This window comes from Pseudobutyrivibrio xylanivorans, assembly GCF_008935055.1.
Lineage (GTDB): Bacteria > Bacillota > Clostridia > Lachnospirales > Lachnospiraceae > Pseudobutyrivibrio > Pseudobutyrivibrio xylanivorans_A.
This window is the reverse complement of the sequence record NZ_CP043028.1, coordinates 885,441-908,346: the sequence shown is the minus strand read 5'-3', so window position 1 is coordinate 908,346 and position 22,906 is coordinate 885,441. Positions and strand designations below refer to the sequence as shown.

The window sequence follows — 22,906 nt, the reverse complement described above, 5'->3', positions numbered from 1 at the left end:
AGTATGATTACTAGGATTATGGATGTTTCACAGGAGCCAATCAATATAGAGCATATCAGAGAGGCTTCTGAGATTCTAAAAAATGGTGGGCTGGTTGCATTTCCCACTGAAACAGTTTATGGATTAGGCGGTGACGCCACGGACAAAGAGGCCTCAAGAAAGATATATCAGGCAAAGGGTCGTCCGTCGGACAACCCTTTAATTGTACATATAGCAAAGTTTGAACAGCTTGAGCAGATTACAAAGGATTTACCAGACACGGCACGAAGGCTTGCGGATGCGTTTTGGCCAGGTCCACTTACAATGGTCTGCAACAAGAATGAGGTCATTCCTTACGAGACCACGGGAGGTCTTGATACGGTGGCAGTTAGAATGCCAAATAATCCGGTGGCACTTGCTCTTATTGAGGAAAGCGGCTGTATGATTGCAGCACCAAGTGCAAATACATCAGGAAGGCCTAGTCCTACCAAGGCAAGTCATGTATATGAGGATTTGTCTGGAAAGATAGAGGCAATTCTTGACGGTGGTGCAGTTGATATAGGTCTTGAGTCCACAATTGTTGATTTGACAGAGGATGTTGTTACAATACTTCGTCCTGGTTATATCAATATGGACATGCTAAGAGAGGTGGTTGGAGAGGTTCGAATCGATCCGGGTATCGTGTATAACGACAAGGGTACCACAGGCGGAGCGAAGCCAAAGGCACCAGGTATGCGCTACAAGCATTATGCACCGAAGGGCGATTTGACAATCGTTTCAGGAGAAGATAATAAGGTTGTTGAAACCATTAATAGGCTTGCTTTAGAGGGGACTGAAGCTGGCAAGAAGGTGGGAGTTATTGCCACCGAGGAGACAAAGGACAAGTATAAATGCGGAGAAGTGCTTGTCATTGGTGACAGAGCGGATGAGAAGTCCATTGCTCACAACCTTTACAATATTTTGAGAGAATTTGATGAGCTGGACGTTGATTTGATTTATTCAGAAAGCTTCGTTACTCCAAAGATGGGACAGGCAATTATGAATAGATTGCTCAAGGCTGCGGGACAGAAAACCTTGGAGGTCTAGCAAGAGGATTGAGGGATGAATAATATTAACAGAGTGATTTTTGCGTCGGGTAGTGGAACGTCGCGGGCACCTATGGCTACGGCTATATTCCATGCGATTCCACATTCCAGGCCTATAATTTGTGAGGCCAGGGGATTGATAGTTCAGTTTCCAGAGCCCCTAAATCAAAAGGCGGACGCAGTTCTTATCAGCAATGGAATAGAACTTAAGGACTATTCCTCTAAGCAGCTTCAGGATACCGATTTTTCGGAAAACACCCTTGTAATAACAATGGAAGAGGCAGGGCTGCGTAAGATTTTAAGTGAATATTCAAATGCCACCGAGGAAAACACCAGACTTCTGAATGAGCTCGTTGGGGACGAGCTTGAAGTAATGGATCCTTACGGTGGATCAGTGCAAACCTACGGTTTGTGTTATGAGGTTTTAAAGGTATCAATAGAAAAGCTTATTAAGTTATTGGAGGCATAGACCACCAAATATTATTACTAAAAACTAGGGCACAAATGTATTGGAGGAAGGACCATGAGTGACAAGAGACTAGATTACATTAGCTGGGATGAGTACTTTATGGGCGTTGCAGTATTATCGGGTATGAGATCTAAAGACCCAAATACACAGGTTGGAGCTTGTATTGTTAGCCAGGATAACAAGATTTTATCAATGGGCTACAATGGTTTTCCAAATGGTTGTTCAGATGATGAGTTCCCTTGGGCAAGAGTAGGGGACCCTCTGGAAAATAAATATTTCTACACAACACACAGCGAGCTGAATGCGATTTTGAACTATAGGGGAGGTTCACTTGAAGGCTCAAAGTTGTATGTATCACTTTTCCCATGTAACGAATGTGCTAAGGCTATAATTCAGTCTGGCATCAAAACTATCATCTACGATAGCGATAAATATGAAAACACACCTTCAGTTATTGCATCAAAGAGAATGCTTAGAGCAGCTGGAGTAGAATTCTATCAGTATGAGCACACTGGTAGAGAAGTAAAGATAGTAATGTAGTACTAAGTGACGACACTAGTATGAGAGATAAAAAGCAATATAAGGCTGTTGCCAATTCATTGGTGATGGTGCTTCAATTTGGAATAAATGTAATTGTACCGATTCTGCTTTGTACTTTGATAGGAACTTTTATTACATCAAAGACTGGAAAGCAGGGATTTGCTATAGGCGGAATACTAATCGGTATTGTAGCAGCTTTTAATGGGGCCTACCGGTCGGTTAGGGGGTATCTTAAAAATGAGGAATCCCCAGGACAGCGGGCAAGAAGACTGGAAAAAGAGGCTCTTGATAATAATAAGGCTCAGGGAGAACTAAATAGGGAATAATTAGACATGATTAAATGGATGAAGCGTCTGAATCAGGCATTGCCAATGCTTGTTTTAGGAATACTTGCTTACGGACTACTTGTAGAGTTGATTGGAGTTTGGTTTGTCAGCGACAAAATCAGATATACAACTGGACTTTTAATCGGAATAGCCTGTGCGGTTGGAATGGCCATTCATATTTCTATGATTATTGAGGAATCAGTAAGAATTGGACAGGGACATGAAAAACTATTGTCCTTTAAGTCGGTTATGAGATATCTGGTATTGTGTGCAATTATGATTACGATGACGTACTTTAAGCTGGGAAATATGTTTACAGCACTCATCGGTGTTCTTGGGCTCAAGGTTAGTGCCTACGCACAACCTTTGCTAATAAAGGCTTTCCATATCAACAAAGTTGATAAAGATATAGAAAGGGAAGTACTTAGTTAGGAGAAATTTAATAGTAGGAGGAGGTGAAAGTGTGACAGAAGGAATTTTACTGGCCTCAAGCGATACTGTAGACATGATAAAAGGATTGTTCTCTTACACAGTCTTCGGACAGGAAGTATGGATTACCACGTCTCATGTTTGCATACTAATCGTATGGCTGTCTTTAGTGGTTTTCTCCATAATCGCTAACAGAAAGCTTAAGCATGCCACTGAAGTTCCTGATACCTTCCAAAGCATCTTGGAGTTGATTGTTTCACTTTTAGATGGAATGGTGGAAGGCAGTATGGGTAAGCACGCACCAGTGTTTGCAAACTGGATTTGTACGATATTCTGCTTCATCTTGGTATCTAACTTATCTGGTTTGGTTGGACTAAGACCACCAACAGCCGATTACGGTACAACACTTGCGCTGGCATTAATTACCTTTGTTTGCATCCATGTAGTTAAGATTAGGCATCAGAGTGCAAAGGACATTTGGATTGACAAGTGTTCTCCATTGCCACCATGGTTGCCAATTTGGATGCCTATCAATGTCATTTCCGACATTGCGGTACCAATTTCTATGTCACTACGTTTGTTTGCAAACGTTCTTTCAGGAACTATCATCATGGGTCTTGTGTATGGATTGCTAGGAAAGTTCGCCCTTGTATGGCCTGCAGCATTGCATGTCTATTTCGATATTTTCTCAGGTGCAATCCAGACCTACGTATTCTGTATGTTAACTATGACGTACATAACTCAAAGTTATGGGGATTCGTAAAACTTTGAGAACAAAGGAATATTGCTAATATTACTTTTAGGAGGGAAACATTTATGAACACTATTTCAGGTACAGACTTAATTAAAGCTTGTTCAGCAATTGGTGCTGGTCTTGCAGTTATCGCAGGTATTGGTCCTGGTATCGGCCAAGGTATTGCAGCTGGTCATGGTGCAGCAGCCGTTGGACGTAACCCTGGAGCACAGGGACAGATTATGTCTACTATGTTACTTGGTCAGGCCGTTGCCGAGACAACAGGTCTTTACGGACTTGTTATTGCCCTTCTGTTACTCTTTGTACAGCCATTAGTTGGTTAAATATATCAAGGAGGGACCCTTTAGGGAGGTTCCTTGATATCCAGAAGTGCCCATTTGCGAAGCAAATCTTTAATGGCACTTCTTCAATAAGTTAGAGTAATAAATTTTTAGGAAGTTAAGGAGGGGCTAAAAGTTGGAAAGACTATTTGACTTAGACGTTCAGTTGGTGAACGACGTAGTACTTTTAGCCATAGCAGTATTCTTCCTATTCCTTATAATGTCAAACAAGCTTTTCAATCCAGCAAGAAAGCTTTTGCAGGATAGAAAGGATGGCATTGCAAGGGACATCGCAGATGCTAAGAAAGATAAGGAAGAGGCAGAAAAGCTAAGGCTTGAGTACGAGGCAAAGCTTAAGGATATCAACAAAGAAAGAGATGCTATCCTGGCTGAAGCAAGACAAAAGGCCTTGAAGAATGAAACCAAGATTGTAAGCGATGCTAAGGAAGAGGCAGCCGCAATCGTTGCTCGTGCTAACGAAGAGGCAGAGCTTGAGAAGAAGAAGGTTGCAGACGAGGTTAAGCAGGAGATGATTTCTGTTGCTGCAGTTTTAGCACAGAAGGTTGTTGCTGCTAACATGGATACAACTATTCAGAATACCTTAGTAGAGCAGACACTTAAGGAAATGGGTGAAAAAACATGGCTAAATTAGTCTCAAACGTATATGGTGATGCGTTGTTTGAGCTAGCCGTGGAAACAGGAAAGGTCGACGACTTCTTACAGGAAGCCGAGGGCGTAATAGAAGTTGTAAAAACAAACGACGGCTTTTCTCAAATGATGAATCATCCTAAGATCAATAAAGAAGAAAAGCTTCAGATTATCGACGAGATTTTCAAGGGCAGAGTAAGTGGTGAAATGGTTGGTCTACTTAGAATGCTTGAGGAGAAGGACCACATTAAAGATATAGAGGACGTATTAAAATACTTCATCGAAAGAGTATACGATTATAAGAAAATCGGACGTGCCTTTATTTCAACACCATTTGAGCTTACCGATGCTCAGAAAAATGATGTCGAGAAGCGTTTATTAGAAACTACCGCTTATAGTTCATTTGTTATGGATTATACAGTAGACCCTGAGTTAATCGGGGGCATGGTAATTCGCATTAAGGATAGAGTCGTTGATAGTTCTATCAAGACTCAAATTAGTAAATTGTCACACGAGTTATCAAATATTCAATTGAAAGTAGGTGAATGCGCTCCATGAATTTAAAACCAGAAGAGATTAGCTCGGTTATTAAAGAGCAAATGAAACGCTATGCAGCGCAGCTTGACGTGGCAGATGTAGGAACTGTTATTCAGGTTGCCGATGGAATCGCACGTATTCACGGATTACAAAACGCTATGCAGGGTGAGCTTTTAGAGTTCCCTGGCGAAGTTTACGGCATGGTCTTAAACCTTGAGGAAGACAATGTTGGTTGTGTTCTTTTAGGAAACGATAAGAATATCAACGAGGGCGATCAGGTTAAAACAACAGGTCGTGTTGTTGAGGTTCCAGTTGGAGACGCAATGCTTGGACGTGTAGTTAATGCATTGGGACAGCCTATCGATGGAAAAGGACCTATTGATTCTTCAAAATTCCGTCCTATCGAGCGTGTTGCATCAGGCGTTATCTCTCGTAAATCCGTAGATACTCCGCTGCAGACAGGTATTAAAGCTATCGACTCCATGATTCCTATTGGACGTGGACAGCGTGAGCTTATTATCGGTGATAGACAGACTGGTAAGACTGCTATTGCTATTGATACAATCATCAATCAGAAGGGGCAGGGCGTAAAGTGTATTTACGTTGCGATTGGCCAGAAGGCATCAACAGTTGCAGCCCTTGTTAAGACTTTGGAAGAATATGGTGCTATGGCTTGGACAACAGTAGTTGCAGCTACAGCATCAGAGCTTGCACCACTTCAGTATATCGCTCCTTATTCAGGATGCGCTATCGGTGAGGAGTGGATGGAGAATGGACAGGATGTACTTATCATCTATGATGATTTAAGTAAGCACGCTACTGCTTATCGTACACTTTCATTACTTCTTCGTCGTCCACCAGGACGTGAGGCTTATCCAGGTGATGTATTCTACCTCCACTCAAGACTACTTGAGCGTGCAGCTAGACTTTCTGATAAGTTGGGCGGAGGCTCACTTACAGCATTACCTATCATCGAGACACAGGCAGGAGATGTATCTGCATACATCCCTACAAACGTTATCTCAATTACTGATGGTCAGATTTATCTTGAGACAGAAGCATTTAATGCAGGTTTCAGACCAGCCGTAAACGCAGGTCTTTCAGTATCCCGTGTAGGTGGTTCTGCTCAGATTAAGGCTATGAAGAAAATTGCAGCTCCTATCCGTGTAGAGCTTGCTCAGTACCGTGAGCTTGCTGCTTTCGCACAGTTTGGTTCAGAGCTTGATGCAGATACAGCTGAAAAGCTTGCTCAAGGTGAAAGAATCAAAGAGATGTTGAAGCAGCCACAGTATGCTCCAATGCCAGTAGAGTATCAGATTATGATTATCTATGCTGCTACTAAGAAATATTTGCTTGATATTCCAACAGCAGACATTCAGGCTTTTGAGAAGGCTCTGTTTGATTTGGTTGATACCAAGTATCCAGAAGTTCCAGAGGCTATTAGAAGCACTAAGGTCCTCGAGGACGACATGGAAAAGAAGCTAATTTCGGCTATCGAGGAGTGTAAAAAGACCTACAACAAGTAAGGAGGGTGATCTGTTATGGCCTCAATGAGAGACATAAAAAGAAGAAAACAGAGTGTAAGTAGCACTCAGCAGATCACTAAGGCCATGAAGCTTGTTTCTACGGTAAAGCTCCAAAAGGCTCGTGCTAAAGCAGAGCAGACTACACCGTATTTTAATGCAATGTACAATACGATTTGTAGTATGCTCGCAAAGGCTGGTTCAGTAAACAATAAGTATCTTAGGGACAATGGCTCGGAAAAGATTGGTGTTATCGTCATCACATCCAACCGTGGTCTTGCAGGTGGATACAATTCAAATATTGTAAAGATGATTACTGGCTCAGACTTAAAGGCCGAGGATGTTAAGCTTTACGTAGTAGGTCACAAGGGCGGTGATAGCCTTGCCCACAAGGGATATGAGGTGGCTAAGGACTATTCTCCAGTAATGGAGGCACCAACCTATGCAGATGCCATGAACATTTGTAAAGATGTTCTTACGGCTTATGCAAGTGGGGAAATTGGACAGATTTATCTTGTTTATACTCACTTCAAAAACACAGTTAGCCAGATTCCAAAGCTTATGAAGCTACTTCCAGCAGAGATTGCAGAGGAGGATGTTGAGGCAGCTAAGTCTTCAGCGGCTGAAGCTCTTATGAACTTCGAGCCGAACGAAGAGGAGGCACTTGATCTTATCGTTCCTAAGTATGTAACCTCACTTGTGTACGGTGCATTGGTTGAAGCTATTGCTTCAGAAAATGGCGCTAGAATGCAAGCCATGGATTCAGCCACAAATAATGCTGAGGAAATCATTAGTGATCTATCATTAAAATACAATCGTGCCCGCCAGGGATCAATTACTCAGGAGTTGACCGAGATTATCGCTGGTGCAGAAGCACTTTCGTAACTAAAGAACAGATAGGAGTGAAAAAATGGCAAATAATATTGGTAAAATCACTCAGATTATCGGTGCGGTACTTGACGTAAAGTTCGCCGAAGGCGAGCTTCCAGAAATCAATGATGCTCTTGAAATTACCAGAGCAAACGGAGAGAAACTGGTTGTTGAGGTAGCACAGCACTTGGGTGACGATACAGTTCGTTGTATTGCCATGGGTCCTACAGATGGTTTGGTACGTGGAATGGATGTAACCGCCACAGGTGCACCTATTACGGTTCCTGTTGGTGAGGCTACATTGGGACGTATCTTCAACGTACTTGGTGAGCCAATCGATGAGCAGCCAGCACCGGAGGGTGTTGAGCACAGCCCTATTCACAGAAAGGCTCCAACCTTTGAGGAACAGGCAACTTCAACAGAAATGCTTGAAACAGGTATTAAGGTCGTTGACCTTCTTTGTCCTTACCAGAAGGGTGGTAAGATTGGACTGTTCGGTGGTGCCGGTGTAGGTAAAACCGTACTTATCCAAGAGCTTATCCATAATATTGCTACAGAGCACGGTGGATACTCAGTATTCACAGGTGTAGGTGAGCGTACCCGTGAGGGTAATGACCTTTACTATGAAATGAAGGAGTCAGGCGTTATAGACAAGACCTGCATGGTTTTCGGTCAGATGAACGAGCCACCAGGAGCCAGAATGAGAGTTGGTCTAACTGGACTTACAATGGCTGAGTACTTTAGAGATAAAGGTGGAAAGGACGTACTTCTTTTCATCGATAATATCTTCCGTTTTACTCAGGCTGGTTCAGAGGTTTCAGCCCTCCTTGGTCGTATGCCTTCAGCCGTTGGTTATCAGCCAACTCTTCAGACAGAGATGGGTGCTCTTCAGGAGCGTATCACATCTACAAAGAACGGATCTATTACTTCGGTTCAGGCCGTATACGTTCCTGCCGATGACTTAACAGATCCAGCTCCAGCTACAACCTTCGCACACTTGGATGCTACCACAGTTCTTGAGCGTTCTATCGCTGAGCTTGGTATTTACCCAGCGGTAGACCCACTTGGTTCTACATCTCGTATTCTTGACCCACGTATTGTTGGTCAGGAGCATTTCCAGGTAGCACGTGGTGTACAGGAGATTCTTCAGAAATATAAGGAACTGCAGGATATCATCGCTATCCTTGGTATGGATGAGCTTTCAGAAGAGGATAAGCTTGTTGTTAACCGTGCTCGTAAGATTCAGAGATTCTTGTCACAGCCATTCTTCGTAGCTGGTCAGTTTACTGGTCTTGAAGGAAAGTATGTGCCAATCGCTGAGACAGTACGTGGCTTCAAGGAAATTCTTGAAGGTAAACATGATGATATTCCAGAAAGTTACTTCCTCAATGCAGGTACAATCGACGAGGTTCGTGCCAAGATGAACGCAAAGTAGGAGGTGGCTTATGGCAGATAACACCTTTAAAGTATCAATCATTACACCTGAGCGAACCTTTTATGAGGGAGAGGCTGAAATGGTTGAATTTAATACGGTGGAGGGACAGATTGGTGTATATCCAAAGCACATCCCTCTTACCACTGTTATTGCGCCGGGCATTTGCACAATACATGAGGCAGAAGGTCAGAAGAGAGCAGCTGTTCATGCGGGCCTCGCTGAGGTTTTGCCAGACAAGGTAACATTGCTTGCAGAGATAGCTGAGTGGCCTGAAGAAATTGATTTGGAAAGAGCCCGCAGCGCAGAGGATAGAGCTAGAGAGCGCTTGGCAAACAAGGCCGAAAACGTAGATTTGCTTCGCGCAGAGATTGCTCTTAAGAAGGCCTTAGTACGACAGGATTTAAAGGCTTAAGTTAGTTAGGGGAGGGGTTGCAACATGATAGATGCTGATACAAAAAGAGACATCGAGGATTTAAAAAGACAATTAAAAGTATTCGAAGATGAGGAAGCTCAATTATTAAAGGAGCTTGAGGTTTGTCGGGCGCGGAAAAAGGATATTAAGGATAAACTCAAGATTCTGAGCAATGACGAGAAGTACCAGCAGGATATGCTTACTATGGTCTATCAGCAACGTCATGGTAAACCTGCAACTCCGCCAAGTGAATAAAGTATGTGATAAGGCACCGCTACATAGCGGTGCCTTTTGGTTCCTTTAGGCTTTATTTATACGAGTTATAGCATTATAATGAGACAGTATAAAAGTATTAAAGGATATAATAATGGATAGAAGTCAATTAAAGAAGGCGTTTTGGATGTTCTTTACCACGGCTCTTTCCGTACTGACAGTGTGGGCTTTGCTGAAACAAAGTGAAAGTATGTCGGTGGAGACGCTGATAGAGAAAATTTCAAATGCTGATAAAAAGTGGATAGTTGTGGCAATGGTCAGTGCAGCTTGTTATGTGGTTTTAGAGGCCGTGGCGCTGTGCTCTATATTAAGGGGAATAGGTTATAAAGTTGGATTCAGAAAAGGAATTATTTATAGCACATCTGATGTTTACTTTTCTGCAATCACTCCGTCAGCTACTGGTGGGCAGCCCGCTAGTGCATTTTTTATGTTAAAGGATGGAATTCCAGCAGGTGTCACATCTGCAGCATTGATATTGAACCTGATGATGTATAATGCATCCATTGTATTCTTAGGGATTCTGGCGATAATAATTGCGCCTAAGAGTTTCTGGGGATTTCATATCACTTCAAAGGTGTTTATTGTAATTGGATTTGTTGGATTGAGCATTCTTAGCTTTTTCTTTTTAGCAGTACTAAGAGGAAGTGAGAAGATATTCTCATTAATCAGGAGATTCCTAAGATACCTTCATTCGAAAAAGATAATGCATCGACTGGAGCCAAGACTTGAGAAGCTGGACAAAATAGAGGCTGATTATGAGAACTGTTCTCAGCTGATAGCAGGTAAGACTACCATTATGGTAAAGGCTTTCTGTTGGAATGTTCTTCAGCGTGCATCACAGATTATTGTTCCATCGCTGGTATATTTCGCATTTGGTGGACATTGTAAGCTTTTGCCAGTTTTGTTCTCAAAGCAGTGTCTGATTACTATCGGCTATAATTATGTGCCAATTCCAGGCGCTCTTGGTATTGCAGATTACTTGATGATAGACGGCTTTTCAAGTATAATGCCAAAGGGAATGGCTTTTGAATTGGATATGATAAGTCGAGGATTTACATTCTACATTTGCGTAACCCTAAGTGGAATTATTACGCTGATAGGTTATTTGAAAGGAAGAAAGAAAAAATGATAGGCGTTTATGATTATACAGTTATCCTGACATATTTATCCACCATCTCGGGTGTGGTTGGTATCATTGTTACCATGACAGGTATTGGTCATCCATATTGCGGTACATTGTTCCTTATGTTATCAGGACTTTTGGATGGCTTTGATGGCAAAGTTGCCCGAACAAAGAAGGACAGAACAGAGATGGAAAAGGAATTTGGTATTCAGATTGATTCCCTATCGGATTTGATTTGCTTCGGTGTTCTTCCTGCATCTATCGGAATTGCACAGCTTAGAGTTAGTGGCATTCTTACAGATCTTGGACGTAAGGCAGAGAAGCCAGATCACTATTCAATGATTCTTTTACTTATTTCTATCGCTGCGTTCTATGTACTTGCTGCACTTATCCGTTTGGCATATTTCAATGCAACTACAGACGAGCGTGCAGAGGAGGCTAAAATCAAAGGAAAGTCGTACTTTACAGGACTTCCTGTTACAACAGCAGCTTTGATTTTCCCATTAATCTTAGTAGTACACTGGTTTACTAACGCAGATTTAACAATCGCTTATTTTTGGCTTTTATTTATTGTGGCGATTTTTTTTGTCAGCAATTTCAAAGTTCCAAAGCCAAATAAAAAGCAGTTTTCAGTTATATTGGCAATAGGATTTATTGAACTTATTGGAACATTATTGATTTTATTTTACGAATAATAAATGAGCGCATTACATTTTTTATATAACACAAAACCAGGGCGAATTTTACTTCGCCCTTTATTATTAAAACCAGTATCGGATTTCTCGGGATGGCTTTTAGATTCCAAAATTTCAAAGTGTATCATCAACAAGTTTGCAAGTTCAAATGGAATAGAGCTTGAGGATTATATTTTAGATGATATTAATTGCTTCAACGATTTTTTCTGCCGAAGAATAAAGCCAGAGCTTAGACCTCTTGATATGGAAAATGAACATCTTATGGCACCTTGTGATGGACTATTAAAGATCTACCCTATTGAGGACGGGCTTGTTATGCCGGTGAAGCAGAGCAGGTATTCGATTACAGATTTGCTTGAGAACAGGGAACTGGCAGAGTCTTTTGATGGTGGATATTGCCTTGTATACAGACTTTGTGTAAACCATTATCATCGATATGCTTATTTTGAGTCGGGAGAGAAGTCTAAGGATGTGATAATCCCTGGATTTTATCATACAGTTCAGCCAGTAGCCCTCGAAGCAGGACCAGTATTTGTTCAGAATGCACGTCAATACACAGTGATTGATACTGAGAGATTTGGACGCTGCGTGCAGATGGAAGTGGGGGCTATGCTTGTTGGTCGAATTGTGAATGAAGAACCTCAGGCTTGTCCTGTAACACGTGGGTCAGAGAAGGGACATTTCGAATATGGTGGATCGACAATAATTGTTCTTGTTCCGAGAGAGAAAGTTGAGATAAAAAGCGATATACTTGAAGCGTCTGAAAAAGGTGAAGAAACTCCTATTAAGATGGGAGAATGTGTAGGAATAGTAAAATAAAAAGAGCATCCTGTAGCTATCAAACTCTGTATCTTACTCAAGCAAAGCATTTTAAGCTGAGCGGAGTAAGATGCAGGATTGAGAGCGTAACAGGATGCGTTTTTTAATATCGCTTAATCTGGTCGTCTTCATCGGTAGTTGAGTTGTCAATTTTGCGAATCTCAACTTCGTAAGAATAGTCATCGTTAACTTTTACTATAGCTTTGTCACCAACATGTTTGCCACGTATTGCAGATCCAAGAGGCGATTCAATGGAAATTAATCCTTTAAGAGAGTTACCACGGATGGAAGTAACAAGCTTGTAGGTTTCTTCGCAGTCATCCTCTGGAATATAGATGGTGACTGTGTTGTTAATCCCAACCTCATCATCGTTACTGGTATCATCCACAACCTCAGCGTAGCGGAGCATCTTCTCCAAGTAGCGGATACGACTGTCGTTCATGTTCTTAGCGCGCTTTGCCTCATGATACTCAAAATTCTCAGAAAGATCCCCCTGAGCACGAGTTTCTTTAACCTCTTCAAGAAGCTTAGGTCTAATAACCAGCTTTCTTTCGTCGATTTCAGCCTGAATTTTATCAATATCCCCTTGGGTAAGTCTTTCGCCCATAATAAACCTCCAAAAATTCAAATAGAATAATAATATACTAGCAAATTGACATTTACTAAGTCAAACAGGAAAAAAGGACATCGATTGGATAGAATTTACCAATTGAAAATGCTATAGTAAATAAAGGAAAATCTTGCAAAAGACAAGTAATAAAGGAGAATATAAATGGCAGTTTTAAGTAATTGTAAGCCAGAGAGAGTATTTCATTATTTTGAGGAGATTTGTAACATCCCTCACCCAAGCTATCATGAGGAAAAGATTAGTGCATATCTTGTAAATTTTGCAAAGGAGCACAATCTCGAATATTACACAGACGATTTATACAACGTTATTATGATTAAGGAAGCATCTGAAGGAATGGAGAATGTTTCACCAATCATCCTTCAGGGGCACATGGATATGGTTGCAGAACAGGAACCTGATTGTAAGAAAGATATGCTTACAGAAGGCCTTGATCTTGAGGTTGTAGATGGTTATGTTACAGCAAAGGGCACAACACTTGGTGGTGATGACGGTATTGCTGTTGCTATGGCACTTGCTCTTTTAGAGGATGAGACACTTAAGCATCCACGTCTCGAGGTTATTATCACTGTTTCTGAGGAAGTTGGTATGGAAGGTGCAGCAGGCATTGATGTGTCAATGATTCAGGGCCGTAAGCTTCTCAATCTTGACTCTGAGGAAGAGGGACATTTCCTCGCAGGCTGTGCAGGTGGATGCAGAATGGAGCTTGAATATCCTGCAAAGAAGGAGCAGGTAAAGGGAACTCTCGTTTCTGTAGAGGTTAATGATTGTACAGGTGGTCACTCTGGCACAGAGATTGACAAGGGTCGTGCAAATGCATCATATATGGTAAACAGAATTCTTGCAGCGGCACTTGAGGTTTCAGATGTAAACCTTGTTGAGTTTATTGGTGGAACAAAGGACAATGCAATTCCTCGTGCTACATCAGCAAAGGTTATCGTTTCAGCTGATGCTATCAAGGCTATGGAGACAGAGGCTGCAGCTATCAAGAATGAGTATGCTGTTACAGACCCAGAGATGAAGATTGATATTAAGAGCGAAGGCGATGCAACAGTAGACGGTGTTGACGCTGAAGATACAAAGAGAATGATTCAGCTTCTTTCTTGCATGCCAGATGGAATTCAGGCTATGAGTCACGATATTGAAGGACTTGTGGAGACATCACTTAACCTTGGTATTCTTAAGCTTACAGATGAGGGACTTAATTTCTCATGTGCCCTTAGAAGCTCAGTAGATAGTGCTAAGGCTGCTCTTATGAGAAAAGTGACTATGGTAGGACATGCATTTGGTTGCAAGATTTCTACTCATGGTCAGTACCCAGCATGGGAATATAAGAGAGAGTCAACTTTCAGAGACGAGCTTGTTGCTCTTTACGAGGAAATGACGGGGGAGAAGGCGCTTGTTGAGACTCTTCATGCAGGTGTTGAGTGCGGCCTTCTTGCTTCAAAGCTTCCAGGACTTGATGCTGTATCAATCGGACCAGAAATGCATGATATTCATACTCCAAAGGAGCGCCTTGGAATCGCTTCTACAGAGAGAATATATAACTACGTAAGAAGAGTTATTGAAACAAGTAAGTAATAGCAATTTAACGGTAAGGGGTTTTTCTTTAGGGAAGGAGAAGATTTCTATGATGAGAATCGGATTGCTTACAAGTGGTGGAGATTGTCAGGCGCTTAATGCAGCTATGCGAGGAGTAGTAAAGGGCTTGGCAGCCAATGTTAAGGATTTAGAGGTCTACGGCTACTTCAATGGCTATAAAGGTCTTATTTATGGAGACTACAGACTACTTACAAGCCAGGACTTCTCTGGTATCCTTACACGAGGTGGTACAATCTTAGGTTCCAGCCGTCAGCCATTCAAGCTCATGCGTGAGCCTGACGAGAATGGCCTTGATAAAGTAGAGGCTATGAAGTCAAACTACTACAAGTTGAACCTTAACTGCTTGGTAATCCTTGGCGGAAACGGAACACAGAAGACCGCCAATCTTCTTCGCGAGGAAGGCCTTAATGTAATTCATCTTCCAAAGACTATCGATAACGATATCTATGGCACTGATTTGACCTTTGGTTTTCAGAGTGCTATTGATATCGCTTGCAATACAATTGATTGTATTCATACCACAGCCTCATCTCATAGCCGCGTATTTATCGTTGAGGTTATGGGTCACAAGGTTGGTTGGCTGACACTTTACGCAGGTGTAGCATCAGGAGCAGATATTATCCTGCTTCCAGAGATTCCTTACGACATCAAAAAGGTCGTAAAGGCTATTAATAAGCGTGCTGAAGAGGGAAAGGGCTTTACAATCCTTGCTGTAGCCGAGGGCGCTATTTCAAAGGAAGATGCAAAGCTTTCAAAAAAGGAATATAAGAAAAAGCTAGAGGAATCAAAGTATCCTTCAGTTTCATATGAGATTGCAGACCGCATCCAGAAGGAGACTGGCATTGAGGTACGTGTTACAGTGCCAGGACACATGCAGCGAGGCGGTAGCCCAGATCCATTTGACAGAGTGCTTTGTACGCGTCTTGGTTCAGCAGCAGCCCAGGCTATTATGGATGGCGATTACGGAAATATGATTGCCATGGTAAATGGCAAGACAAAGAGAATTCCTCTTGAAGACGTGGCTGGTAAGCTTAAGATGGTTGAGCCAGACTGCCAGATGATAGAAGAGGCTAAGCGAATCGGAATTAGCTTCGGTGACTAAGATTAATAAGGGTAGGTAATTGTTATGTCCTATATGGCATTATATAGAAAGTTCAGACCCCAGGTTTTCAGTGATGTTAAGGGTCAGGACCATATTGTAACCACACTTCAAAATCAAATTAAGACAAATCGTATAGGACATGCGTACCTATTTACAGGTACACGAGGTACAGGTAAGACTACTGTAGCAAAGATTCTTGCGCGCACCATCAACTGCAGCAATCCAAAGGAGGACGGAAGTCCTTGTATGGAATGCGAAAGCTGTATGGCAATTTCCTCAGATAATTCAATGGATGTCAGGGAAATTGATGCGGCTTCAAATAATGGTGTAGACAGCATCAGACAGATTGTTGAGGAGGTTAAGTACACACCACAGCTTGGAAAGTATAAGGTGTATATCATTGACGAGGTACATATGCTTTCCATTGGTGCTTTCAATGCTTTGCTGAAGACCTTGGAGGAGCCACCTTCATACGTGGTGTTCATACTTGCTACTACTGAGGTTCACAAGATTCCAATTACAATCTTAAGCCGTTGTCAGAGATATGATTTTCATCGTATATCAATCGATACTATTGCGGCACGTTTGCAGGAGTTGATGGACAAAGAAGGTGTGCAGGTAGAGGATAAGGCAATTCGTTATGTGGCGAAGGCTGCAGATGGTTCTATGCGAGACGGACTGAGTCTTTTGGATCAGTGCATAGCATTTTACATAGACCAACCCCTGACCTATGACAATGTTCTGAAGGTTCTTGGTGCAATTGACACTGAGGTATTTTCAAGACTGCTTCGCTTTATTGTGAATGGGCAGATTACAGAATGTATCGGGGTCATTGAAGAGATAATGACTCAGGGGCGTGACCTGAATCAGTTTGTAAATGATTTCACGTGGTACTTGAGAAATCTGATGCTTTTAAAGAGCTCTGATGATATGGAGGATGTTTTAGAAATGTCATCAGATAATATTGCTCTTTTAAAGGAAGAGGCGAAGCTTGTTGACACAGAAGTGTTAATGAGATACATTCAAGTACTGTCAGCACTTTCAAATGATATTAAATATGCAAGTCAGAAGCGTGTGCTTATAGAGATAGCGCTTATCAAGCTTTGTAAGCCACAGATGGAGGCGGATATTTCTGCTCTCAACAATCGTATTGCAAATCTTGAAAAAAAGGTTGAGGAGGGTGTTCCAGTTGTTATGGCTGCACCTATAGCAGGAAGTGCGCCTGCTCCCAGCTCAGCTCCAGTAAAGAAGGAGCCATTGCCAGCAGCAATACCAGAGGAAGTAAAACAGGTTGCTCAGAACTGGAGCACAATTTTGGGAAAGGTTCCAGTAAATATAAAGATGTATCTGAAAGAGGCGACCACACGTACAGTTAATGAGGCGGGAGAGCTGGTGCTTATCTTCGACCAACAGGATGGCTCTGAGAGGATGGCGGGAGATTTCGTTAATCGACCAGAGGTTATTGAGGAGATTAACAAGGCTATCGAGGCCACAATTCAAAAGACTGTAAATGTAAAAGTTGAAATCAATTCCAGTGGAATAAGCTCAAAGCAGACCAGAACAGATGCTGTGGATTATTTTGCAAGTATGGGAATTGAGATTGAACAGGACCAAGACTAATTTTTGATAGGATTAGGTTATAGGATATAGAAAGAGAGGATTATAAAATGGGAAAAGGTAGAGGTGGATTTCCAGGAGGCGGAATGCCAGGTAATATGAGCCAGCTTATGAAGCAGGCACAGCGTATGCAGCGTCAGATGGAGGAAGCTCAGGCGCAGCTTGAGGAAACAGAGATGACAGGTACTGCAGGTGGCGGTGTTGTTGAAGTAACTGTTTCAGGTAAGAAGGAAATCACAAAGATTAAGATTGATCCAGAGGCTGTAGATCCAGAGGATGTTGAGATGCTTGAGGATCTTGTTATGGCAGCAGCAAATGAGGCTCTTCGCAAGGTTGACGAAATCAGCGCAGCTTCAATGTCTAAATTCACAGGTGGATTGGGACTTTAATTAGCCATGGAATATTACAGCAAAGAAATTAGCAATTTAATAGCAGAGCTAAGTGATTTGCCTAGCATTGGAAGTAAGTCAGCCCAACGGCTGGCTTTCCATATATTAGGCATGGATGAAGAAAAAGTAAATGATCTGGCAAATGCTATTGTACAGGCCAGGAAGAATGTGCGCTACTGCAAGGAGTGCTTCACTCTTACAGATGATGAGCTTTGCCCAATATGCTCAAATCCAAAGCGCAACAAGAATGTTATCATGGTCGTGGAAGATACCAGAGACTTGGCTGCTTACGAAAAGACTGGAAAGTTTGACGGTGTTTATCACGTGCTTCACGGAGCAATTTCTCCAATGGCTGGTATTGGGCCTGGTGATATCAAACTCAAGGAACTTATGGTTCGGCTTCAGCAAAATGATGTGCAGGAAGTCATCGTAGCCACAAACTCGTCTCTCGAAGGCGAAACTACTGCGGCGTACATAAGTAAATTGATTAAGCCAACTGGAATCCGTGTAAGCCGAATTGCGTCAGGCGTTCCTGTAGGCGGTAACCTTGAATACATCGATGAAGTAACGTTACTTCGTGCATTGGACGGACGCACGGAGTTGTAAGTTAGACCCTAGTAGCTATCAATCTCTGTATATTACTTTAGCGAAGCATTTTCGCTGAGCGGAGTAATATACAGGATTGAGAGTGTAACTAGGGTCTTTATTTTTTCCTGGAAGCGTCCGACATATATGATGTAAGTAAATATACCGTGGAGGAACTGTATGCAGATAGAAGGACTCAAGGTAACGGATTACATCAAAACAGAAGGCGCAAACGACCAGATGATGGGCGTTGGCACCAGCGGTATCAAGGAAGATAAGAAAGCAAATTTTAACACCGAACTTAGAGCATTGTCGGTGGATAATGCATTTTATGATAACAAGGGAAAGCTAGCTGATGAAGATTTCGCCAAAGAGGTGAATGAAGCATCAGCTCTTGGCATGTCTACAATTGACGCAGTGAAAAATGTGGAACGTGCCTGGGACGAAGAGGCAACAGCAAAGGTGTCTGAGGATGGACATAACCCTATGGACATGGACGCAGAAACACTTGTTACAGTTGTAGATGAAATCAAAATGAATTTGGCAAAAGGGGGAGCAGATATCTCAAAAATGGGAGGGCTTTCTACAGCTGAAATCGAGGCAATGTCTGGCTCAATTGCACAGGCGGTGTCAATGACAAAGGGGCTGGGTGATACACTTCCAGTTGAAGCACAGGCCTTTCTTGTTAAGAATGAATTGGAACCTACAATTACTAATATTTATAACGCTACATATTCTGCGCCTGTAAAGGCAACAGATGATACAAACTCTGACGAGATAGATGCGTTATTGAAGGATTTAGGAGATACTATTGATTCGATAATTCAGTCTGCACAAAGTACTGAGCCACAAATTGATTTAAAAGAAATTGTGGAAACCATGATGAGACAGGATGTTCCTATTACACGGGAGCATCTTGAATACATGGTTGGACTACATAATTATGAAAAGCCAACAGATGAGCAGATTGAAACTGCAATTAAAGATATTGTGGCAGAAGGAAAAGAGCCAACCGATGCGTATTTGTTGCCGGGATATTCCTTGATGGATCAGGCAAAAAAGACTTTCGCAGAGGTAATGGGGATGGATGCGGAAGCGTTGCCTACTATCACAATGCAACGTCAGCTTACAGAAATACAGCTTACAATGACAGTGGAGGCCACCTTTACCATGATGAAAAATGGTATAGAGGTGAATACTAATGACCTTTCAGATTTGTTGGATAAGCTAAAGTTTCAGGAAACAAGCTTACTCCAAATATTAATGAAGAATGATAAAGGGGATGTTGGTAAGAATGTTGAGCTGTTCAAGCAGGTAATGAACAGCATAGCCGAAGTGAAGGCAGCTCCAGCAGCAATGCTTGGAAGATTCTCAAATATCAATGCTGAAACATTCTCCTATGTGCATGAGGTCAGCGTTTCTGTGACAGCGGAGTATTCCCGCATGGAGATGACCTATGAAGCTGTAGGAACTGAGGTTAGACATGATCTTGGAGACAGTATGTCAAAGGCCTTTAGGAATGTGGATGATATTTTAGAGGATCTTGATATTGAATCAACAGAATCAAGCCAAAAGGCAGTAAGAATTCTTGCCTATAACCAGATGGAGATAAATGCTCAGTCTGTTACAACAATGAAGGAATCAACTGAAATGGTTTCACGAGCCTTCAAGAGTATGACACCGGCGGTTGTTTCAGAAATGATAAAGCGCGGAGACAATCCTCTGGATATGAAGATGGGAGATCTGAAGGCAAAGGCTGAGGAAATCAAGGCAGAGCTTGGTAATACGTCTGATGAGGAAAGCTTTTCTAAGTTCCTATGGAAAGCAGAGCATAATTCAGAGATTACAGAGGAGGAGAGAGAGGCTTATGTTGGTGTGTACAGGCTCCTTCACCAGGTGGAAAAGTCTGATGGGGCAGCTATTGGTGCGTTGATAAGTCAGGGGACGGAGGTTACTCTTCGAAATCTTATGACTGCAGTTCGTTCAAGTAAACACAGTGGCAGAGAGTATGAAGTCAATGATAAGTTTGGGCAGCTGGATGAGATGGTAGTTAGAGACTTATCTATCACAGAGCAGATTGAAAAGGTATTCCTGACAAACAGATGCCGTGATGCAAAAGAGGCTATGACTCCAACAAAGATGCAAACACTGGGTGAAGATACAATTCTTGATATGAACCCTGATGAATTTGCAATAGCAATGGAGAGCAGTCAGGATGATATATCAGAAGCAGAGTACAATAGTTATGTAACAGAACAGATTAGAGCTGCAATGCATAACGCTTCTAATGTGGAAGAGATTTTAGAGGAATTTAATATACCGAATTCTGCAAATATGATTAGTGCCGTGGAAGCAATTTCTCAGAATAGCAATCAGGTATTTAAGGATTTATACGGTCGGGCAGCCAAGATTCAGGATATGAATATAGACGATCTGATTGACCTGGCTTATATGAGATTTGAAGAAGCCTGCCATAGCCCAGAGGCAATGCTTGAGGCACAGGAGGCTCTTGGTGATTTAGCTGAAAGCATAATGAAGGATATGATTGAAACCGAGGATGTTCAGTCTATAGATATGGATGAAATAAAGCTTGTTGTGCAGCAATCAAAAGTATTCAAACAGATGGCTGCAAGCAATGAAACCTATCATATCCCAATTACGCTACAGGGTGAGGTTGGCGATATGAACCTGAGAATCGTTAGAGGAGAGCGAGAAACAGGACTTGTCAAAATGGCTGTTTATCTACAACAGACAGGAACAATCTCTACAACCTTTAGATATGAAGCAGGAGAAGTTAAGGCTAGTGTTGAGTGTGAGACATCCCAAACAAGAGAAATGTTTGCCAGCCAGGCACCAATGATAGCACAGGCCATGCAGCAGGAAACAGGATATAGCTTCAGCTTCACGTTTAGCCGTGAATCAGGAGTTAGTGTAAACGATATTTATAATTGGCAGCTGGGCATTTTTGAAGCTACAGATAGTCGCGATAACGAGATTCAAACCGAGGCACTTTATGGAATTGCCAGGGGTTATTTGAGTGCTTTGAGTCAGATGTTTTAGGTCAAAAAAATATATATGGTGAATAAAGAAATGCAATCCCTTTGACAATGGGGATTGCATTTTTTAGACACGAAATTGTTATAAAAAATAGGTTAATTTTAGCCACTCAGGACCGATATTATTGTTGTAAGGACATGGAAGATCTTTATACAACTAAACACCGCACGGATGCTAGACTTGCTCGTTTACTTAGGAGGCAACTATGAGAATTAACAACAACATGTCAGCGGTGATTACAAACAACAAACTTCTCGGTACCGAAAGTTCCCTTTCAGATGTAATGGAAAAGTTAAGCTCAGGATTTAGCATTAACCACGCGTCAGATAATCCATCTGGCATAGCAATTGCGGGCAAAATGCAGGCACAGATTGACGGACTTGATCAGGCATCTACAAATGGTTCTGACGGTATTTCTGTTTTACAGACAGCTGAAGGTGCTCTAAATGAAGTTACAGAGATGATTCAGAGAATGAGAGAGCTTTCAGTTCAGGCTGCAAACGGAACGAACTCAGGCGAAGAAAAGGAGGCAATCCAGAAAGAAATAGAATCCTTACTTACAGAGATAGACCGTGTAGCGTCTACAACAGAATTTAATAACATCAATTTATTGAACGGATCATTAGACTGCAGAACATATGCGAAGAACTGCTCAAGAATTCAGACCTCAAATACGGTCCCTGCAGGAATTTATCAGTTGGAAATTGACAAGGCTGCAACGCAAAGTAAAGCAACAGCAGCAAACGTAATGCCAGCAGAAGTGAATATGGCTGGTTCAATCAAGATTAATGGATACGGAATCGAAATAACTGGTGGAAGTCGCGAATTTGTATATGAGCAGCTTAGAAATGCGGCTGAAATCGGTGGAGCAACCATTTCAGATGTAAGCGATACTGAACCTTTAGTAATTAGCTCAAAGAAGTATGGGGCAGATGCTAACCTGAAGATAGAATTTTCGTCACTTGAATTGGCAGAAGCGCTTGGATTTGATACAACAGATGCAAATGTTTTTAACGAAAAGGATACTGACGGAAATTCATTACCATTGATTAGTACAGTAGGTGAAGATGCTGAGGTAACCATTCATCGAGAGAATGATGCAGACGTACAGGCAGGAACAATTACCTCGCTGTTTGGAGCTCAATCTACAGCGTCATTTGATGGAAACCACATTACAATCACAGACACAAATGGCTTTAAGCTTAGCTTTTTAGCTGATGTAGGTTATACAGGAAATCTCAGCTTTAACGTAACAGATATAGGTTCGATGTCGTTGCAGGTAGGTGCTAACCAGGGACAATCAATGATTGTACGAATTGCAGCAGTAACCACAGAATTCATGTATATCGATGATGTGGATGTTACTAGAATGGAAGGACCTGAGGATGCCATGGATGCCTTGGCAGATGCGTTAAGCTATGTTACATCGGTTCGTTCACAGCTTGGTGCATATGAAAACAGATTGGAGCACACAACAAAATCACTTGATACAACAGAAGAAAATATGACCTCTGCAATTTCAAGAATTGAGGATGCAGATATGGCAACCACAATGGTTGAATATACAAAGCTAAATGTATTAGAGCAGGCGGGTGTATCCGCACTTGCTCAGGCAAATGAATTACCACAGCTAGCTTTGCAATTATTACAGTAGTTTTTATCTAATCATCATTGGCAGGGATTAACCTT

25 protein-coding genes are annotated in these 22,906 nt (G+C 41.9%); 24 read left to right on the top strand and 1 reads right to left on the bottom strand.

Translation table 11 applies throughout. From position 1 onward, the window contains the following. Positions 1-3: 3 nt before the first annotated feature. The 17 genes from FXF36_RS04065 to FXF36_RS03985 all read left to right on the top strand — a co-directional run bounded on the left by FXF36_RS04065 (position 4) and on the right by FXF36_RS03985 (position 12,237). The gene (locus FXF36_RS04065) at positions 4-1,065 is read left to right on the top strand and encodes an L-threonylcarbamoyladenylate synthase (protein ID WP_151622599.1); all 1,062 of its coding nucleotides are present in this window, start codon (positions 4-6) and stop codon (positions 1,063-1,065) included. A gap of 15 nt (positions 1,066-1,080) precedes the next feature. Continuing rightward, positions 1,081-1,533 carry an arsenate reductase/protein-tyrosine-phosphatase family protein gene (locus tag FXF36_RS04060; protein WP_151622598.1) on the top strand — a complete coding sequence of 151 codons (453 nt, stop codon included), beginning with the start codon at positions 1,081-1,083 and terminating at the stop codon, positions 1,531-1,533. 54 nt (positions 1,534-1,587) lie between these two features. Continuing rightward, complete coding sequence (locus FXF36_RS04055; RefSeq protein ID WP_151622597.1) at positions 1,588-2,073, top strand: deoxycytidylate deaminase; 486 nt, start codon at positions 1,588-1,590, stop codon at positions 2,071-2,073. A 20-nt stretch (positions 2,074-2,093) separates the two neighbouring features. Next, the gene (locus FXF36_RS04050) at positions 2,094-2,399 is read left to right on the top strand and encodes an AtpZ/AtpI family protein (RefSeq protein WP_151622596.1); all 306 of its coding nucleotides are present in this window, start codon (positions 2,094-2,096) and stop codon (positions 2,397-2,399) included. A gap of 6 nt (positions 2,400-2,405) precedes the next feature. Further along, positions 2,406-2,831 carry a hypothetical protein gene (locus FXF36_RS04045; protein WP_151622595.1) on the top strand — a complete coding sequence of 142 codons (426 nt, stop codon included), beginning with the start codon at positions 2,406-2,408 and terminating at the stop codon, positions 2,829-2,831. Positions 2,832-2,862: 31 nt separating this feature from the next. Then, positions 2,863-3,591, top strand: a complete 729-nt coding sequence (gene atpB / locus FXF36_RS04040) for a F0F1 ATP synthase subunit A (protein WP_174819710.1) — start codon at positions 2,863-2,865, stop codon at positions 3,589-3,591. Between the two features lie 53 nt (positions 3,592-3,644). Next, positions 3,645-3,905, top strand: coding sequence for an ATP synthase F0 subunit C (atpE, locus tag FXF36_RS04035; RefSeq protein WP_151622594.1), 261 nt, complete (start codon positions 3,645-3,647; stop codon positions 3,903-3,905). A gap of 133 nt (positions 3,906-4,038) precedes the next feature. Next, positions 4,039-4,554 (top strand): F0F1 ATP synthase subunit B, encoded by a 516-nt coding sequence (gene atpF / locus FXF36_RS04030; protein WP_151622593.1) that lies wholly within the window; start codon positions 4,039-4,041, stop codon positions 4,552-4,554. Next, the gene (gene atpH, locus FXF36_RS04025) at positions 4,542-5,108 is read left to right on the top strand and encodes an ATP synthase F1 subunit delta (RefSeq protein WP_151622592.1); all 567 of its coding nucleotides are present in this window, start codon (positions 4,542-4,544) and stop codon (positions 5,106-5,108) included. Before atpF ends, atpH begins: the two co-directional genes overlap by 13 nt. Continuing rightward, the gene (gene atpA / locus FXF36_RS04020; RefSeq protein ID WP_151622591.1) at positions 5,105-6,613 is read left to right on the top strand and encodes a F0F1 ATP synthase subunit alpha; all 1,509 of its coding nucleotides are present in this window, start codon (positions 5,105-5,107) and stop codon (positions 6,611-6,613) included. The genes atpH and atpA overlap by 4 nt, the downstream gene beginning before the upstream one ends. Before the next feature lie 15 nt (positions 6,614-6,628). Beyond that, positions 6,629-7,495 carry an ATP synthase F1 subunit gamma gene (gene atpG, locus FXF36_RS04015; protein WP_151622590.1) on the top strand — a complete coding sequence of 289 codons (867 nt, stop codon included), beginning with the start codon at positions 6,629-6,631 and terminating at the stop codon, positions 7,493-7,495. 25 nt (positions 7,496-7,520) lie between these two features. Next, the gene (gene atpD, locus FXF36_RS04010) at positions 7,521-8,915 is read left to right on the top strand and encodes a F0F1 ATP synthase subunit beta (protein ID WP_151622589.1); all 1,395 of its coding nucleotides are present in this window, start codon (positions 7,521-7,523) and stop codon (positions 8,913-8,915) included. Positions 8,916-8,925: 10 nt separating this feature from the next. After that, complete coding sequence (atpC, locus tag FXF36_RS04005) at positions 8,926-9,327, top strand: ATP synthase F1 subunit epsilon (RefSeq protein ID WP_151622588.1); 402 nt, start codon at positions 8,926-8,928, stop codon at positions 9,325-9,327. A gap of 24 nt (positions 9,328-9,351) precedes the next feature. Further along, positions 9,352-9,582: a hypothetical protein gene (locus FXF36_RS04000; protein WP_151622587.1), complete on the top strand. Its 231-nt coding sequence runs from the start codon at positions 9,352-9,354 to the stop codon at positions 9,580-9,582. A gap of 112 nt (positions 9,583-9,694) precedes the next feature. Then, positions 9,695-10,729: a lysylphosphatidylglycerol synthase transmembrane domain-containing protein gene (locus FXF36_RS03995; RefSeq protein WP_151622586.1), complete on the top strand. Its 1,035-nt coding sequence runs from the start codon at positions 9,695-9,697 to the stop codon at positions 10,727-10,729. After that, positions 10,726-11,418, top strand: a complete 693-nt coding sequence (locus FXF36_RS03990) for a CDP-alcohol phosphatidyltransferase family protein (protein WP_151622585.1) — start codon at positions 10,726-10,728, stop codon at positions 11,416-11,418. The genes FXF36_RS03995 and FXF36_RS03990 overlap by 4 nt, the downstream gene beginning before the upstream one ends. Before the next feature lie 3 nt (positions 11,419-11,421). Next, a complete protein-coding gene (locus FXF36_RS03985; protein ID WP_151622584.1) occupies positions 11,422-12,237 on the top strand; it encodes a phosphatidylserine decarboxylase in 816 nt (271 codons plus the stop codon). A 103-nt stretch (positions 12,238-12,340) separates the two neighbouring features. On the opposite strand, the gene FXF36_RS03980 is transcribed toward FXF36_RS03985, so the two are convergent. Continuing rightward, positions 12,341-12,844 (bottom strand): transcription elongation factor GreA, encoded by a 504-nt coding sequence (locus tag FXF36_RS03980; protein ID WP_151622583.1) that lies wholly within the window; start codon positions 12,842-12,844, stop codon positions 12,341-12,343. Positions 12,845-13,009: 165 nt separating this feature from the next. On the opposite strand from FXF36_RS03980, the gene FXF36_RS03975 reads away from it, so the two are divergent. The 7 genes from FXF36_RS03975 to FXF36_RS03945 all read left to right on the top strand — a co-directional run bounded on the left by FXF36_RS03975 (position 13,010) and on the right by FXF36_RS03945 (position 22,871). Further along, entirely contained in the window at positions 13,010-14,446 is a 1,437-nt protein-coding gene (locus FXF36_RS03975; protein WP_151622582.1) for an aminoacyl-histidine dipeptidase, read from the top strand. Positions 14,447-14,495: 49 nt separating this feature from the next. Further along, positions 14,496-15,569, top strand: coding sequence for a 6-phosphofructokinase (locus FXF36_RS03970; protein ID WP_151622581.1), 1,074 nt, complete (start codon positions 14,496-14,498; stop codon positions 15,567-15,569). A 24-nt stretch (positions 15,570-15,593) separates the two neighbouring features. Beyond that, positions 15,594-17,189 carry a DNA polymerase III subunit gamma/tau gene (dnaX, locus tag FXF36_RS03965; RefSeq protein WP_151622580.1) on the top strand — a complete coding sequence of 532 codons (1,596 nt, stop codon included), beginning with the start codon at positions 15,594-15,596 and terminating at the stop codon, positions 17,187-17,189. A gap of 47 nt (positions 17,190-17,236) precedes the next feature. Further along, positions 17,237-17,575, top strand: coding sequence for a YbaB/EbfC family nucleoid-associated protein (locus FXF36_RS03960; RefSeq protein ID WP_151622579.1), 339 nt, complete (start codon positions 17,237-17,239; stop codon positions 17,573-17,575). A gap of 6 nt (positions 17,576-17,581) precedes the next feature. Continuing rightward, positions 17,582-18,181: a recombination mediator RecR gene (recR, locus tag FXF36_RS03955; RefSeq protein WP_151622578.1), complete on the top strand. Its 600-nt coding sequence runs from the start codon at positions 17,582-17,584 to the stop codon at positions 18,179-18,181. Between the two features lie 159 nt (positions 18,182-18,340). Then, positions 18,341-21,220 (top strand): DUF6240 domain-containing protein, encoded by a 2,880-nt coding sequence (locus FXF36_RS03950; protein ID WP_151622577.1) that lies wholly within the window; start codon positions 18,341-18,343, stop codon positions 21,218-21,220. A gap of 202 nt (positions 21,221-21,422) precedes the next feature. After that, complete coding sequence (locus FXF36_RS03945) at positions 21,423-22,871, top strand: flagellin N-terminal helical domain-containing protein (RefSeq protein WP_151622576.1); 1,449 nt, start codon at positions 21,423-21,425, stop codon at positions 22,869-22,871. The last annotated feature ends 35 nt before the right edge of the window (positions 22,872-22,906 follow it).

Bases quoted from the DNA above. Each gene is read 5' to 3' on its own strand.
- atpC (WP_151622588.1), top strand. From the start codon at position 8,926: ATGGCAGATAACACCTTTAAAGTATCAATCATTACACCTGAGCGAACC.
- FXF36_RS04065 (WP_151622599.1), top strand. From the start codon at position 4: ATGATTACTAGGATTATGGATGTTTCACAGGAGCCAATCAATATAGAG.
- FXF36_RS04060 (WP_151622598.1), top strand. From the start codon at position 1,081: ATGAATAATATTAACAGAGTGATTTTTGCGTCGGGTAGTGGAACGTCG.
- FXF36_RS04045 (WP_151622595.1), top strand. From the start codon at position 2,406: ATGATTAAATGGATGAAGCGTCTGAATCAGGCATTGCCAATGCTTGTT.
- FXF36_RS03990 (WP_151622585.1), top strand. From the start codon at position 10,726: ATGATAGGCGTTTATGATTATACAGTTATCCTGACATATTTATCCACC.
- dnaX (WP_151622580.1), top strand. From the start codon at position 15,594: ATGTCCTATATGGCATTATATAGAAAGTTCAGACCCCAGGTTTTCAGT.
- FXF36_RS04055 (WP_151622597.1), top strand. From the start codon at position 1,588: ATGAGTGACAAGAGACTAGATTACATTAGCTGGGATGAGTACTTTATG.
- FXF36_RS03975 (WP_151622582.1), top strand. From the start codon at position 13,010: ATGGCAGTTTTAAGTAATTGTAAGCCAGAGAGAGTATTTCATTATTTT.
- FXF36_RS04000 (WP_151622587.1), top strand. From the start codon at position 9,352: ATGATAGATGCTGATACAAAAAGAGACATCGAGGATTTAAAAAGACAA.
- FXF36_RS03985 (WP_151622584.1), top strand. From the start codon at position 11,422: ATGAGCGCATTACATTTTTTATATAACACAAAACCAGGGCGAATTTTA.
- FXF36_RS03980 (WP_151622583.1), bottom strand. From the start codon at position 12,844: ATGGGCGAAAGACTTACCCAAGGGGATATTGATAAAATTCAGGCTGAA.
- FXF36_RS03960 (WP_151622579.1), top strand. From the start codon at position 17,237: ATGGGAAAAGGTAGAGGTGGATTTCCAGGAGGCGGAATGCCAGGTAAT.
- atpD (WP_151622589.1), top strand. From the start codon at position 7,521: ATGGCAAATAATATTGGTAAAATCACTCAGATTATCGGTGCGGTACTT.
- FXF36_RS03950 (WP_151622577.1), top strand. From the start codon at position 18,341: ATGCAGATAGAAGGACTCAAGGTAACGGATTACATCAAAACAGAAGGC.
- recR (WP_151622578.1), top strand. From the start codon at position 17,582: ATGGAATATTACAGCAAAGAAATTAGCAATTTAATAGCAGAGCTAAGT.
- FXF36_RS04050 (WP_151622596.1), top strand. From the start codon at position 2,094: ATGAGAGATAAAAAGCAATATAAGGCTGTTGCCAATTCATTGGTGATG.
- FXF36_RS03995 (WP_151622586.1), top strand. From the start codon at position 9,695: ATGGATAGAAGTCAATTAAAGAAGGCGTTTTGGATGTTCTTTACCACG.
- atpE (WP_151622594.1), top strand. From the start codon at position 3,645: ATGAACACTATTTCAGGTACAGACTTAATTAAAGCTTGTTCAGCAATT.
- FXF36_RS03970 (WP_151622581.1), top strand. From the start codon at position 14,496: ATGATGAGAATCGGATTGCTTACAAGTGGTGGAGATTGTCAGGCGCTT.
- atpA (WP_151622591.1), top strand. From the start codon at position 5,105: ATGAATTTAAAACCAGAAGAGATTAGCTCGGTTATTAAAGAGCAAATG.
- atpG (WP_151622590.1), top strand. From the start codon at position 6,629: ATGGCCTCAATGAGAGACATAAAAAGAAGAAAACAGAGTGTAAGTAGC.
- atpH (WP_151622592.1), top strand. From the start codon at position 4,542: ATGGCTAAATTAGTCTCAAACGTATATGGTGATGCGTTGTTTGAGCTA.
- FXF36_RS03945 (WP_151622576.1), top strand. From the start codon at position 21,423: ATGAGAATTAACAACAACATGTCAGCGGTGATTACAAACAACAAACTT.